Origin of the sequence: Citrobacter amalonaticus Y19 (assembly GCF_000981805.1) — a bacterium.
Classification (GTDB): Bacteria; Pseudomonadota; Gammaproteobacteria; order Enterobacterales; family Enterobacteriaceae; genus Citrobacter_A; species Citrobacter_A amalonaticus_C.
This window is the reverse complement of sequence record NZ_CP011132.1, coordinates 2,399,634-2,414,070: the sequence shown is the minus strand read 5'-3', so window position 1 is coordinate 2,414,070 and position 14,437 is coordinate 2,399,634. Positions and strand designations below refer to the sequence as shown.

Below are 14,437 nucleotides of genomic sequence, written 5' to 3'. Positions count from 1 at the left end.
CATTTATGGGTTATGTTTTTCAGCGAGATGGATAATACCCTTAAAGATCGAAGCGGTATGTGATCGGTTTCTAAGATTCCTCCTGGCGTGAAAAAATAACCCTGATTAACTATTTAGCATGCGGATTACGCGTCGATTCGCCGGAAAAATTGCGCATTAACAGCGCATAATCCAGCGTCAGATCCTGCGGAACAGGGATCCATACGGTATAACCGTCTCCTGGCGCCACCGGCATCGGCTCGCCTTTGGCGTTTTCCATCTGCGCTAACGTGAAGTTGACGTTGCCCTGCGGGGTCATCAGTTCCAGGCTGTCGCCGACGGAGAATTTATTTTTCACCGCCACGGCTGCAAGGTCGCCTTTGCGTTCACCGGTGAACTCGCCCACGAACTGTTGACGCTCGGAAACCGAGTATCCGTATTCGTAGTTTTGATAATCGTCATGGGTGTGGCGACGCAGGAAACCTTCGGTGTAGCCACGGTGTGCCAGGCCTTCCAGCGTTTCCAGCAGTTGTGGGTCAAACGGCTTGCCTGCAGCGGCGTCGTCAATCGCTTTACGATAAACCTGTGCGGTACGCGCGCAGTAGTAGAAGGATTTGGTGCGGCCTTCGATTTTCAGCGAGTGCACGCCCATCTGCGTCAGACGTTCAACGTGGGCGATGGCGCGCAGATCTTTCGAGTTCATGATGTAGGTGCCGTGTTCGTCTTCGAACGCGGTCATGTATTCGCCCGGACGCTGAGCCTCTTCAATCATAAACACTTTATCGGTTGGCGCACCGATACCCAGCGTTGGCTCCACATTTTGTACCGGGATCGGCTCGTATTTGTGAACGATATTGCCGACCACATCTTCTTTGCCTTCCTGTACGTTGTATTCCCAACGGCAGGCATTGGTGCAGGTGCCCTGATTCGGGTCGCGCTTATTGATGTAGCCAGAGAGCAGGCAGCGGCCAGAGTAGGCCATGCACAGCGCGCCGTGAACGAAGATCTCAATCTCCATCTCCGGCACCTGATTGCGAATCTCTTCAATCTCTTCCAGCGACAGCTCGCGAGACAGAATCACGCGGGTCAGCCCCATCGAGTGCCAGAATTTTACCGTGGCCCAGTTTACGGCGTTGGCCTGGACGGAGAGGTGAATCGGCATCTCCGGGAAGTTTTCACGCACCAGCATGATAAGCCCCGGATCGGACATGATCAGGGCATCCGGACCCATTTCCACCACTGGCTTCAAATCGCGGATAAAGGTTTTCAGCTTCGCGTTATGCGGCGCGATGTTCACTACCACGTAGAATTTTTTACCCAGCTCATGGGCTTCATTAATGCCGAGCTGTAGATTCTCGTGATTGAATTCGTTATTGCGCACGCGCAGAGAGTAACGCGGCTGGCCCGCATAGACGGCATCTGCGCCATAGGCGAAAGCGTAACGCATGTTTTTCAGCGTTCCCGCCGGGGAAAGGAGTTCCGGTTTAAACATAATTTTCTCGTTCTGATGACAGGTCAGATCCGCTTCACCTGATGAAGCGGCTAGAGGAGAGTCCTCACTTTAAGGGCGGGCATTGTAGCGCTGCGGGGCAGGGAGGTAAAGGAAAACGCCAGGCCCGATACGTGTCGCGTTATCGGGCCGTAATTTGTGTTAGCGCGTCAGGCAATCCGGCATGCATCTGCTTCCCAGCGATACCCGACGCCATACACCGCGCGGATAAATGACGGCTCTTCGTCGAGCGCTTCCAGCTTGCGACGCAGGTTTTTGATGTGGCTGTCGATGGTGCGATCGGTCACCACGCGGTAGTCATCGTAGAGATGGTTCAGCAACTGTTCGCGGGAAAACACTTTTCCCGGCTCGTGAGACAGGGTTTTGAGCAAGCGGAATTCCGCAGGCGTCAGGTCAAGCATTTTACCGCGCCAGGAGGCCTGAAAACGGCTTTCATCGACGACAAGCGGGCTTTCGGCGTCCAGTTGCTGCAGTTCACGCTGCGGCTTGCAGCGGCGCAGAATGGTCTTCACGCGAGCGACCACTTCACGCGGACTGTAAGGCTTGCAGATGTAATCATCCGCGCCAATTTCCAGACCCAGCAGGCGGTCGATCTCCTCAATTTTGGCGGTGACCATCACAATGGGCACCTCGGAGAAGCGGCGGATTTCCCGACACAGGGTCAGACCGTCGGTACCCGGCAGCATCAAATCCAGCAGGATCAGATCCGGCGGCGTCTGGCGCACATAGGGCAGCACCTGGTCACCATGGCTAATCAGCGTCGGGGCATAGCTTGCGGCGCGCAGATAATCGATAAGTAACTGTCCCAGCTTGGGTTCATCTTCCACAATCAGGATGCGTGGTGTGTTTTCATCAATGGGTAACTCAGTCATACGTCTCTCTGTAAATCGCGTTCCAGCGGTAACTCTACTGTAATGCTAACCCCACCAAAAGGCGAATGGGCAGCGTGGATGTGACCATTATGTGCGTCGACGATGTTGACACAAATCGCCAGCCCCAGACCGGAACCTCCGCTGGCGCGGTTGCGTGAACCTTCGGTGCGGTAGAATCGCTCGAACAGTCTCTGAAGCTGATCGTCACTGACCCCCGGCGCGGAGTCGGCAAAGGTGATCAGCACGCGTTTGTCGCGCAGCGCTGCGCTGATACGCAATCCGCCGCCGCTGTCAGTGTAACGAAGGCTGTTTTCCAGCAGGTTGTTGAACAACTGCATCAGGCGATCGCGATCGCCGAACACGGTCACGCTATCGGGCAGGGAAAACTGTAACGTCAGGCCGCGACTGGCGAAACGTTCACGGAATGCGCCGCCCGCCACTTCCAGTAGCGGGATCAAATCAACCGCGGTTTTTTGATAGGCCAGCGCGCCTTCGTCAGACATCGAAAGCTGGTGCAGATCGTCGACCAGTTTGGTCAGCGTACCGACTTCCGCCTGTAACGAGGCCACCGACTCCGGCGTGAATTTTCGCACCCCATCCTGAATCGCTTCCAGTTCACCGCGCAGCACTGCCAGCGGCGTGCGCAGCTCATGCGAGATATCGGCCATAAAGTCCCGGCGCATCTGCTGATTCTTTTCCAGCGTACTGGCGAGCTGGTTGAAGTCCTGTGCCAGTTTGCCCAGTTCATCGGCGCTGGTGGCGGTGACGCGGGTAGTGAAATCTCCCGCAGCCAGTTTGTGCGTACCTTCGACCAGACGTTTGACCGGGGCCAGCAGTCCGCGCGCGAGTGGGAAGGTCGCCAGCGCCGCCAACAGGGTCGACAGCGCGACGATAAGCCAACTGGTGCGCCGCTGCTGCTTATCAAAATTGATGTCCGTATTACGCGTCAGGCGTTCGACAGGCGAGGCGATCACCGCACCGACCTCAAGGCCGTTCACCAGAATGGGCCGCCGCGTGCCGTCTGCGGGAACCGGGCCGCGCGGGCCGACCATCACATGGGCATCCTGGTCCACCACCCAGAACTGGGTGCGCCAGCCGTGCGGCGGCATGCCGGGACCTGATCTGTCATCGTCTTTATCATGCTCAAATGAACGGAGTATCTGGAACACAAAGCGATCGTTATTGCGCAGAAAACGCCAGTTGCCGTGCAACTGGTACTGCTCGCCTAACGCATCGCTGAGCATGGTCAGGCGCTGTTCGTTGCCGTTCTTAATGTAATCAATGAACCCTCGCTCGAAGCTGACGCGCACCGCCCAATGCATACTGATCAACAGCACGATGCAGGTGGCGAAAATCGCCAGAAACAGTTTGCCGGTAATACCGGGTCGCCAGAGCTTCATCAGGTTCTCCTTTTGCGTCGCGCAATGACGACATTTTTGTGGGTATCATTCGGGACGCGGGCAAAGATCACGGCAGGTAAGGCGATGATAAAAGCCATACACAGCCAGGTGTACATAAAGACGCTATGTGATGTTCCACTATCGACAGTCATGTGCTGCTGTCCGAACATCCCCAGCAGCAACCCGGCGACGGTGACGCCGATACTCATCGAGAGCTGCATAATCATCGACAACAGGCTGTTCCCGCTGCTGGCCAACTCATCCGGCAGATCTTTCAGGGTCAGGGTGTTCATGGAGGAGAAACGCGTCGAGTTGACCATGCCCTGAATAAACAGCACCAGCGGCAGCACGTAATACCAGCCAAGCAGGGCGGTGGACATAAACAGCAGGGTCACCACCGACAGTCCGAGCGTGGTGGTGACCAGCACCCGCCGATAGCCAAAGCGATTAACTACCTGCACGACGATGCGTTTCATGCCCATACTGCCGAGCACCATGGGGATCATCATCAGACCGGCGTGAAACGGGGAAAAGCCGAGACCAATCTGCAAAAAGACCGGCGTCATAAAGGGCAACATGCCGCTTCCGATGCGTCCGGCGAAGCTGCCGAACAGCCCCAGCGAGAAAGTCGGCGTGCGAAACAGGTGGAGGCTGAACAGCGCCCGCGGGTTACCTTTGGCGTGTTTCAGGTAGAGTAAAATGGCCGCCACGCCACACACCACCAGCGCGCCGAGGGCGAGTGGTGAAATTCCCATCCCTTTGCTGCCGTCCAGCGCGAGGGTCAGAACCGCCATCCCGGCTGCCAGCAGCAGAAAACCCGAGAGATCAAAGCGTCGGGTTTGCATGGTGTAGTTGGGCATCAGCATCAGCGTGGCGATAGCACCAATAATACCGACCGGGAGATTGATCAGGAAAATCCAGTGCCAGGAGGCATATTCCACGAGGATCCCGCCCAGTGCCGGGCCGAGCAGCGGGCCAATCTGGCCAGGCAGCGTGACAAACGTCATCGCCGCCATGTACTGCTCGCGCGGGACAATCTTCATCACCGTCAGCCTGCCGACCGGCACCATCATGGCTCCGCCGATGCCTTGCAACACCCGCGCCATGACCAGTTCATTCAGCGTGCCGGAACCAGCGCAAAACAGCGAACCCAGGGTAAACAGCACAATGGCAGTAAAGAAAATGTTCCGCACGCCGATTTTGTCCGCCAGCCAACCGCTGGCAGGCAGCATGACCGCCACGGTCAGCACATACGAGACCACGACCATGTGCATATGCAACGGGCTTTCCCCGAGGCTTTTCGCCATCGAGGGAAGCGCGGTATTGACGATGGTGGTATCCAGCGACTGCATAAAGAAACCGAATGCCACAATCCACAGTTGCCAGCGGGTGCTGTTGGGTAGTTCTGTCATGTCTCTGTTATCGGTTTACGGTGTTTACGCGAAAAACGCAGCCGCAGACGGTCGAAAAAGAGGTACACCACCGGGGTGGTGTAGAGCGTTAACAACTGGCTCATCACCAGACCGCCGACGATGGTAATCCCCAGCGGCTGGCGCAGTTCAGAACCGTCGCCGCCGGAAAGCACCAGCGGCAGCGCGCCAAACAGCGCGGCCAGCGTGGTCATCATAATCGGACGAAAACGCAGCAGGCAGGCCTGGAAAATCGCCTGCTCCGGGGTGAGGTTGCCATGCCTCTGCGCTTCCAGCGCAAAGTCGACCATCATGATGGCGTTTTTCTTCACGATGCCAATTAATAGCATGATCCCTATCAGGGCGATTAGGCTGAACGGGGCATCGAAAATCTCCAGCGCCAGCAGCGCGCCCACTCCTGCCGAGGGAAGGGTGGAGAGGATGGTCAGCGGATGAACGTAACTTTCGTACAGCATGCCGAGCACAATATAGACCGTGGCGATCGCGGCAATAATCAGGATCACCTGGGAATTCATCGTTTCCTGGAAGACCTGTGCGGTCCCGGCAAAACTGCCGCGCACGGTGGACGGTACGCCAAGCTGGGTCATCGCCCGATGAATGGCGTCACTGGCTTCTGACAACGAGGAACCCGTTGGCAGGTTGAAGGAGACGGTGGACGCTGCCGACAAGCCCTGATGATTCACCGACAGCGGCGCGTTCGCCGGTTGCCATTTGGCAAACCAGGAGAGCGGAATCGCTTTGCCATCGCTGTTAATAACGTACATTTTTTCCAGCGCGCTGATGTCCTGGGTGTAGCGCGGATCGACTTCCATCACTACTTTATACTGGTTCATCGGCTGGTAGATGGTGGAGATCTGCCGCTGACCAAAGGCGTTGTTCAACAGGCTGTTAGCTGCTTGCACGTCAATGCCCAGCCGTGACATGGTTTCACGATCGTAGATGAGATTCATCTCCGCCCCGTTGTCCTGCTGATCGGAGTTGACATCCGCCAGTTGGGGGAGTGCGGCCAGGGCTTTACGAATCTTCGGTTCCCATTCGCGCAGCGCGGCCAGATCGTCGGACAGCAGCGTGTACTGATAGCTGGCATTGGACTGGCGCCCGCCGACGCGAATATCCTGTACCGCCATCAGGAACAGATTGGCACCCGGCTCTTTTGCCAGTTTCACCCGCAGGCGGTCGATCACCTGTTGCGCGGTCTCCCGACGTTCGTCGCGGGACTTAAGGGTGATGAACATCATCCCGCTGTTGACCCGTGAACCGCCGGTAAATCCGGTGACGTTATCCACTGCCGGGTCGTCGCGAATGATCTTCATAAAGTCCTGAAGCTTACCGCGCATCGCCTGGAACGAGATGCTCTGATCGGCCTGAATACCCCCCATCAGTACGCCAGTGTCCTGCTCCGGGAAGAAGGTTTTCGGGATAGAAATGTAGAGCCAGATATTCAGCGCAATGGTGGCAAGCAGCACCACGCCGACCAGTCGCGTATGGTTGAGTACCCATTTCAGCGACTTACCGTAACCCTGTTGCAGCGCAACCAGCATGCGGCCAAAGCCGCGCAGCCGCTTCTGCTCACGAGGCTGGCTGGATTTCAGCATCCAGCCGCACATCATCGGGGTGAGCGTGAGCGAAACCAGCAGTGAAATACCAATTGCCACCGACAGCGTGACGGCAAATTCACGCAGTAATCGCCCCGGCAGTCCGCCCATCAGCAGCAGCGGCAGGAACACGGCAACCAGCGACAGGCTCATGGACAGCACGGTAAAGCCGACTTCGCGCGTTCCCTGAAGCGCGGCCTGCAAGGGTTTCATTCCGGCTTCCAGATGGCGCGAGATATTTTCCAGCACCACAATGGCGTCATCGACCACAAATCCGGTGGCGATGGTCAGCGCCATCAGTGACAGGTTATTGAGACTGAACCCACACAGGTACATCGCGGCAAAGGTGCCAATCAACGAAACCGGAACCGCCACGGCGGGGATCAGCGTGGCGCGTCCGGAGCGCAGGAATAAAAAGACCACCAGAATGACCAGCGCCACAGAAATGATCAGTGTCTGTTCGACCTCTTCCAGTGAGGCACGGATGGTTGGTGAACGATCCTGGGCGATTTGCATATCAATCGAGGCCGGGATGGTGGACTGCAATTCCGGGAGTCTGGCCCGAATGCTGTCGACCGTCTGGATAATATTGGCTTCCGGCAGCTTGCGGATCATCAGCAAAATCGCCGGTTTGGCGTTGGTCATCCCGGCGTTGCGCACATCCTGCACCGAATCCGTCACCGTGGCGACATCGCCCAACCGTACGGCTCCGCCGTTGTTATAGTGAATAATCAGAGGCTGATATTCCGCCGCCGTTTTGAGTTCGTCGTTAGTCTGGATCTGCCAGCGATGGGTGGTATCTTCCAGCGCTCCCTGTGGTTTGCGCACGTTGGCGTTGCTGATGGCGGTGCGCACATCATCCAGCGAGACGCCCTGGTTAAACAGCGCCTGCGGATTTAACCCGACGCGTACGGCGGGCAGCGAACTCCCCCCCACATCGACATCGCCGACGCCGTCGATTTGCGCGATGGTCTGCGCCAGTTGGGTCGAGGCAAAGTCGTACAGCTCACCCTGCGAATACGTTTCTGATGTCAGCGTCAGAATCATAATCGGCGCGTCGGACGGGTTCGCCTTGCGATAGGTGGGTCGGCTTGGCATACCACTCGGCAGCAGACTTTGCGCCGCATTAATCGCCGCTTGTACATCCCGCGCCGCGCCGTTGATATCGCGATCGAAGTTAAACTGCAAAATAATGCGCGTGCTGCCCAGCGAACTGCTTGAGGTCATCTCACTGACCCCGGCAATGCGCCCCAGCGAGCGCTCCAGCGGCGTCGCGACGGATGACGCCATCGTCTCCGGCGAGGCGCCCGGCAGTGATGCGCTGACCATGATCACCGGAAAATCGACCTGCGGCAGCGGAGCGACGGGCAGCAGTCGAAAGCCCAGTACGCCGCACAGGGTGATGGCGAGAGAGATTAAAATCGTCGCCACCGGACGGTAAATGAAGAGGGCGAAAAACTTCATTTACGCCTCCTCTTCCCGGTGAGAGAAGCGTTTCTTCATATACAGCGCCAGACGGTCAAACAGCAGATAGATAACCGGGGTGGTAAACAGCGTCAGAACCTGGCTCACCAGTAAGCCGCCCACCATGCCGATCCCCAGCGGACGGCGCAGTTCAGCCCCGACGCCAGTACTCAGCATCAGCGGCAGCGCGCCCAGCAGCGCCGCCAGTGTTGTCATCAGGATCGGACGAAAACGCAGCAGGCAGGCCTGGAAAATCGCCTCGCGCGGCGCCATCCCCTGTTCGCGCTCAGCGGCAAGGGCAAAGTCGATCATCATGATGGCGTTCTTCTTCACGATGCCGATCAGCAAAATAATGCCGATGATGGCGATCACACCCAGTTCGCTACCGGCAATCATCAACGCCAGCAGCGCCCCGACTCCCGCCGTGGGCAGCGTTGAGAGAATGGTGATTGGATGAATAAAACTTTCATACAGCACGCCGAGCACGATATACATCGCCACCACCGCCGCAACAATCAGCCAGATAGTGCTGCTTAGCGCCGCCTGGAAGGCGAGGGTGCTGCCCTGGAACTGAGTGGTGATATCCACCGGCAGATTCAGCGTTTTTTCGGCGTCCAGAATCGACTGGACCGCATCACCCAGCGAATAACCGTCCGGGACGTTAAACGAGATGGTGGTGACCGGGAACTGATCCAGATGATTGATCGAAAGAGGCGCAAAGCGCTGCTCCACTTTAGCGATGGCGCTGAGCGGTACCATGCCGCCATCGCTACTGGTCAGACGGACTGAATCCAGCGCCGCCAGTCCTGGCGTGTTCTCGGTATTGTGTTCCAGCACCACGCGATACTGATTCGCCTGGGTGTAGATAGTGGAAATCAGGCGCTGGCCGAAGGCGTTATACAGCGCATTATCGACATCCGCCATGCTGATCCCCAGCCGACTGGCGCTGTCGCGATCGACATTCACATACGCCACCAGACCCTGGTCCTGCCAGTCGCTGCTGACGTCAGAAAGCTGCGGTAACGCCTGCAGCTTTTCCATCAGTTTTGGCACCCAGGTGCTGAGGGCATCCAGCGAGGTGGCCTGGAGGGTGAACTGATACTGCGTGCGACTCACCTGGGTATCAATCGTCAGATCCTGCGTTGGTTGCAGATACAAATCGACGCCCGGCACTCTCGCCACGGCGTCCTGCAAACGGGCGATCACTTTCTGAACGCGGTCGTCACGCTCGTCGAGTGGCTTCAGGTTGATTTGCAGACGCGCGCTGTTCAGCGACGGGTTGGTGCCATCGACACCGACAAAAGAGGTCAGGCTCTCAACCGCCGGATCGTTCAAAATTACGTCCGACACCTGCCGCTGGCGCTGGGCCATACTGGTAAAGGAACTGGACTGCGGTGCCTGTAGCGTGCCCTGAATGATGCCGTTATCCTGGACAGGGAAGAAGCCTTTCGGAATAAACACCCACAGCATGATGCTTAACAGCAGGGTGCCCAGCGCCACGCTCAGCGTCAGCCACGGATGGTTCAGCACTTTCGCCAGCCAGTGTCCGTAGCCCGCAATCACGCGGTCAAACATTTTTTCCGACGCGCGGGAGAAACGGTTTTGCTTACGCAATGACTCCTGACTCAGCATTCTGGCGCACATCATCGGCGTCAGGGTTAACGACACCACAGCGGAGATTAAAATCGCTACCGCCAGCGTCACGGCAAATTCGCGGAACAGGCGTCCCACGATATCGCCCATGAACAGCAGCGGGATCAGGACCGCAATCAGCGAGAAGGTTAACGAAATAATGGTAAAACCGATTTCTCCGGCGCCTTTCAGCGCGGCTGTCAGCGGTTTTTCCCCTTTTTCGATATAACGCGAAATGTTTTCGATAACCACGATCGCATCATCCACCACAAAGCCGGTGGCAATGGTCAGCGCCATTAGCGTCAGATTGTTGATGGAGAAATCGAGGAACACCATCACCGCAAAGGTCCCAATCAGCGACAGTGGGACGGCGACGCCAGGAATAATAGTGGCGGGAATATTGCGCAGGAACAGATAAATGATCATCACGACCAGCGCGATGGCCAGCATTAACTCGAACTGGGTGTCGCTCACCGAGGCGCGGATATTGGTGGTGCGATCGGACAATACCGTCACGTTCACCGACTTCGGCAGGCTCTCTTTGAGCTGTGGCAGCATCTGATGAATGCTGTCTGCCGTTGAGATGATGTTAGCGCCAGGCTGACGCTGGACGTTCATCACAATGGCCTGTTCTTTATTTGCCCATGCGCCAAGCCAGCTGTTTTCCGCCCCTTGTTCAACGGTGGCGACATCGCCCAGACGAACCGGCGCACCGTTCTGATAAGCAATAATAAGCTGGCGGTATTCGTCGGCAGACTGCATCTGATCGTTTGCCGAGAGCGTCACCGCACGGGTGGGACCATCAAGGCTACCTTTGGCGGAGTTGACGTTCGCCCCGGTAATCGCCGTGCGGACGGTTTCACTGGTCAGGCCCAGCGCGGCAATGGCCTGCGCATTGAGCTTCACGCGGACCGCCGGGCGTTGACCGCCGGATAGTGTCACTAACCCGACGCCGGAGACCTGAGAGATCTTCTGCGCTACACGGGTTTCTACCATGTCTTCCACCTGCGTCATTGGCATGGCGGTGGACGTTACCGCCAGCGTCATGATCGGCGGATCGGCAGGGTTGACCTTACTGTAGACCGGTGGGTTCGGCAGGTCGCTCGGCAGCAGGTTGGTGGCGGCGTTAATGGCCGCCTGAACTTCCTGTTCGGCCACATCCAGCGGCAGAGTCAACTGGAACTGGAGGGTCACTACCGATGCGCCGCCGGAACTTTGTGACGACATCTGTTTCAGACCAGACATCTGACCAAACTGTCGCTCCAGCGGCGCGGTGACCGCAGAGGTCATCACATCCGGACTGGCGCCAGGATACAGGGTGACGACCTGAATGGTGGGATAGTCCACCTCTGGCAGTGCAGAGACGGGCAGGAAACGATAGCCAATGATCCCGGCGAGAAGAATCGCCACCATCAGCAGCGTGGTGGCGACAGGACGCATAATAAACAGGCGCGACGGGCCGCCTGTGCTGCTCGGAGGTAACACCTGCATCAGGAGCGCGCTCCTTTCGTGCCGTATTCGCGGTTGGTGGCTTTCGTATCGGTTGTGGTGGCGGCTTGCGCTTCCACCACTTCCACTTTCGCCCCTTCCGTCAGGCGGTCAATCCCATCGGTGACGACGCGGTCACCTGCCGAAATCCCGGCGCTGATCACCACTCTCTGGCTGTCCTGAATGCCTGTTTTAACCAGATGCTTACTGACCTTGTTTTCATCGTTCAGTACCCAGACGAAGTGACCTTCGTTGCCCATTTGCAGGGCGGCAGTTGGGATCACCACGGCGTTTTGTTCGGTGTCGACCAGCATCCGGGCATTGACAAACTGGTTCGGGAACAGCGCGTCATCCTGATTATCAAAGCGAGCCTTCACTTTAATCGTTCCGGTGGTGGCATCGATCTGGTTGTCCAGACTCAGCAGCACACCTGAACTGAGCTTTTTCGAATTGGTCCGATCCCAGGCTTCAACGACCAGCGGCTGTCCGCTTTTTTGTGCCTGCACCACGGTAGCGATATCGCTTTCCGGCAGGGTGAACACCAGGTCGATGGGATGTGTCTGAGTAATCACCACAATGCCGGTGGTATCGCCACTGGAAATCTGATTGCCGACATCGACCTGTTTCAGACCGACGCGCCCGTCGACCGGCGCGGTGATGCGGCTCCAGTCGAGTTGCAGTTGCGCGCTGGCGACACTGGCCTCATCGGCCTTAATCGTGCCTTCGGATTCGCTCACCAGCGCCTGCTGGGCATCGAGCTCCTGGCGGGAGACTAAATTGCTTTTGACCAGTTGCTGGTAACGGGCCAGATCGCGCCGCGCGTTGGCGAGGGTGGCTTTGTCTTTCGCCAGGACTCCCTGCGCCTGTGCCAGCGCTACTTTAAACTGGCTGGGATCGATCTCCGCCAGCAGGTCGCCGGCTTTAACCTGTTGTCCTTCCTGAAAATGCAGCGCCAGCAGTTGTCCATCCACGCGGCTACGCACGATAACGGTGTTGGCGGCAGTCATCGTGCCCAGTCCGGTGAGATAGCGTGGAACAGCCTGCTCCGTGGCGGTCGCGGCCTGAACCGGCGCGAGTGGGCCTGAACGCATACCGCGACGACCTGTGCCAGCCGTTGGCTTTGCTTGCCCGGTTGCGCCGGGCGCTGTGCCCTGCGGTTCATTACGGCTCTGCCAGAACCAGAATGCGGCGATGGCGGCGATCACCACCACAATGGCGATCGTCCAACGGGATTTGTTGCTGCCTTTCATCGTTATGAGTTTCTCATCCTGAAACGTTTCACGGAATGATACTAGTTTAGCCAGCCATCAAGGGAGAAAAATGGAGGAATTATGAAACCCTGTACGGATTCATCCGAATGGCGGCGCGCTTTGCGAGGCGTTACGCAACAATCATCGTCGAATAAGGCTCATAAGGAATTGTGCGCTACAGTGGCGGCACGGCAAAAAGGAGGTAAGCCACGGATTTCAGCGGGATGCTGGAACGGGAAAGCCCCTCCCGAGGAAGGGGCCAAAATAAGGAAAGGGTTATGATGAGGCTAGTCATCATACTGGTGATACTCTTAGTCATTAGCTTACCGGCTTACTAAGACACCAGGGGGAGGGGAAACTCTCCCTAACCCTCACTCCTGAAACTAAGCCACATGAACCTTAATGTCAATCCATCCGCTTTCAGCTTGCGAGGCGTTTAGCGGAATACCACCTCAGCCCAGCGGGCCAGACCGGCGGTAACAGAACCGAAGTCATCGCCCCCGGCAACAGGAATACCCGGCAGTTTGGCGGTCAGCGCTTTTTTGATTAGCGGCGAGCGGGCGCTGCCACCGGTCAGATAGATGACCTCCGGTTTTTCCTGGGCGTTATCCAGCGCCAGTTGCACCTGTTCCAGAATTCGGGTGAGCGGCTGATCCAGCGCACTTTCCAGCCCTTGTTGGCTAATCACGGTCGCCAGATCGTCACGGATAAACGGGAGTGTCGCGTTAATCTCGGGCTGTGCTGACAGTGCAATTTTGCCCTCTTCAGCGCTGCGGACCAGGCGATAGCCGAGGCGTTGACGCCAGACTTTCCGCAGCAGTGCGACCTGCTCCGGTTCGCGGGCATCGCGCACCAGGTCGTTCAGCAGGCGGCCCGTGGCGCTGCTGTAGAAATCACTTTGCGCCGGGACATCGTTGATAGCCACCGCATTCCACCATGGCAGCACTGGCAGGGCGATCCCTTTCTCTGTTTCGCCCCCCATACCGAGCAGCGGCATCAGGTGTTTAAATGCCAGCGCGATATCCAGATCGTTCCCGCCTACGCGACAGCCGCTGTGCCCGAGCAGACTGGACTCACGGTCGGCGCGGTGATGCCACTGCGGCCCCATCAGCAGTAATGAACAGTCGGTGGTACCACCGCCGATGTCCACCACCAGGACGCGTTTCTCCTCCTGCAATGTCGCTTCGTAGTCCAGCCCCGCCGCGACGGGCTCATACTGGAAAACGACATCCTGAAATCCCGCCCGTTTTGCCGCCCGCTCCAGAATGCCCTGCGCCTGGCGGTTCGCTTCATCACCGCCTAATCCCTGGAAGTTAATGGGACGCCCAATGACCGCCTGGGTGATGGTTTCAGGGAGCTGGTTTTGTGCCTGCTGGCGGATGTGCAGCATCATTGCGCAGACTAAATCTTCAAACAGCGCGACCTGTTGCGGCTTTAGCCCGCTGGCGCCGAGGAAGGATTTCGGTGATTTAACGAAGTACACCTCTTCCGGGTCGTCAATATAGTGTCCAAGCGATGACAGGCCAAACTGTACGCTGCCGGCGTGAACGTCGATGTCCTCGTCGCGATTAAAGCGAATGGCCCGGCGCAGCAGCGCCTGCGTTTCATCGTCCGGTGTCGGAACATCATGATGGCGGTAGAGCCATTCGCTCACCGATTCACGTGTCGGCGCGCAAAGCATGGAAGGCAGCAGCGTGCTGCCGTTTTCCATTTTCAGCAGTTGCGGCTTGCCGTCGCGCATGACGGCGACAGAGCAGTTAGCGGTACCGTAATCAAATCCAATAAACACCTTAAAAATCCCCATGCCAGTGAAGAAG

Annotated in this window: 9 protein-coding genes; 1 reads left to right on the top strand and 8 read right to left on the bottom strand. The window is 57.6% G+C overall.

Annotated elements, in window-relative coordinates; genetic code table 11:
* Positions 1 to 109: 109 nt before the first annotated feature.
* From yegQ to F384_RS11130, 7 genes are all read right to left on the bottom strand, one after another.
* Positions 110 to 1,471 (bottom strand): tRNA 5-hydroxyuridine modification protein YegQ, encoded by a 1,362-nt coding sequence (yegQ, locus tag F384_RS11160; RefSeq protein WP_042318041.1) that lies wholly within the window; start codon positions 1,469 to 1,471, stop codon positions 110 to 112.
* 167 nt (positions 1,472 to 1,638) lie between these two features.
* The gene (gene baeR, locus F384_RS11155) at positions 1,639 to 2,361 is read right to left on the bottom strand and encodes a two-component system response regulator BaeR (RefSeq protein WP_046481528.1); all 723 of its coding nucleotides are present in this window, start codon (positions 2,359 to 2,361) and stop codon (positions 1,639 to 1,641) included.
* A complete protein-coding gene (gene baeS, locus F384_RS11150) occupies positions 2,358 to 3,761 on the bottom strand; it encodes a two-component system sensor histidine kinase BaeS (RefSeq protein ID WP_046481527.1) in 1,404 nt (467 codons plus the stop codon). The genes baeR and baeS overlap by 4 nt, the downstream gene beginning before the upstream one ends.
* Positions 3,761 to 5,173: an MFS transporter gene (locus tag F384_RS11145; protein ID WP_046481526.1), complete on the bottom strand. Its 1,413-nt coding sequence runs from the start codon at positions 5,171 to 5,173 to the stop codon at positions 3,761 to 3,763. The genes baeS and F384_RS11145 overlap by 1 nt, the downstream gene beginning before the upstream one ends.
* Positions 5,170 to 8,250, bottom strand: a complete 3,081-nt coding sequence (gene mdtC / locus F384_RS11140; RefSeq protein ID WP_046481525.1) for a multidrug efflux RND transporter permease subunit MdtC — start codon at positions 8,248 to 8,250, stop codon at positions 5,170 to 5,172. The genes F384_RS11145 and mdtC overlap by 4 nt, the downstream gene beginning before the upstream one ends.
* Positions 8,251 to 11,373 carry a multidrug efflux RND transporter permease subunit MdtB gene (gene mdtB / locus F384_RS11135; RefSeq protein WP_046481524.1) on the bottom strand — a complete coding sequence of 1,041 codons (3,123 nt, stop codon included), beginning with the start codon at positions 11,371 to 11,373 and terminating at the stop codon, positions 8,251 to 8,253. It lies immediately after the preceding gene.
* A complete protein-coding gene (locus tag F384_RS11130) occupies positions 11,373 to 12,620 on the bottom strand; it encodes an MdtA/MuxA family multidrug efflux RND transporter periplasmic adaptor subunit (protein WP_046481523.1) in 1,248 nt (415 codons plus the stop codon). The genes mdtB and F384_RS11130 overlap by 1 nt, the downstream gene beginning before the upstream one ends.
* 224 nt (positions 12,621 to 12,844) lie before the next feature.
* Here F384_RS11130 and F384_RS30760 point away from each other — a divergent pair, with 224 nt between their 5' ends.
* A complete protein-coding gene (locus tag F384_RS30760; protein WP_155403992.1) occupies positions 12,845 to 12,958 on the top strand; it encodes a type I toxin-antitoxin system Ibs family toxin in 114 nt (37 codons plus the stop codon).
* A gap of 98 nt (positions 12,959 to 13,056) precedes the next feature.
* Here F384_RS30760 and yegD read toward each other — a convergent pair whose 3' ends face one another.
* The gene (gene yegD / locus F384_RS11125; RefSeq protein ID WP_046481521.1) at positions 13,057 to 14,409 is read right to left on the bottom strand and encodes a molecular chaperone; all 1,353 of its coding nucleotides are present in this window, start codon (positions 14,407 to 14,409) and stop codon (positions 13,057 to 13,059) included.
* Positions 14,410 to 14,437: the final 28 nt, after the last annotated feature.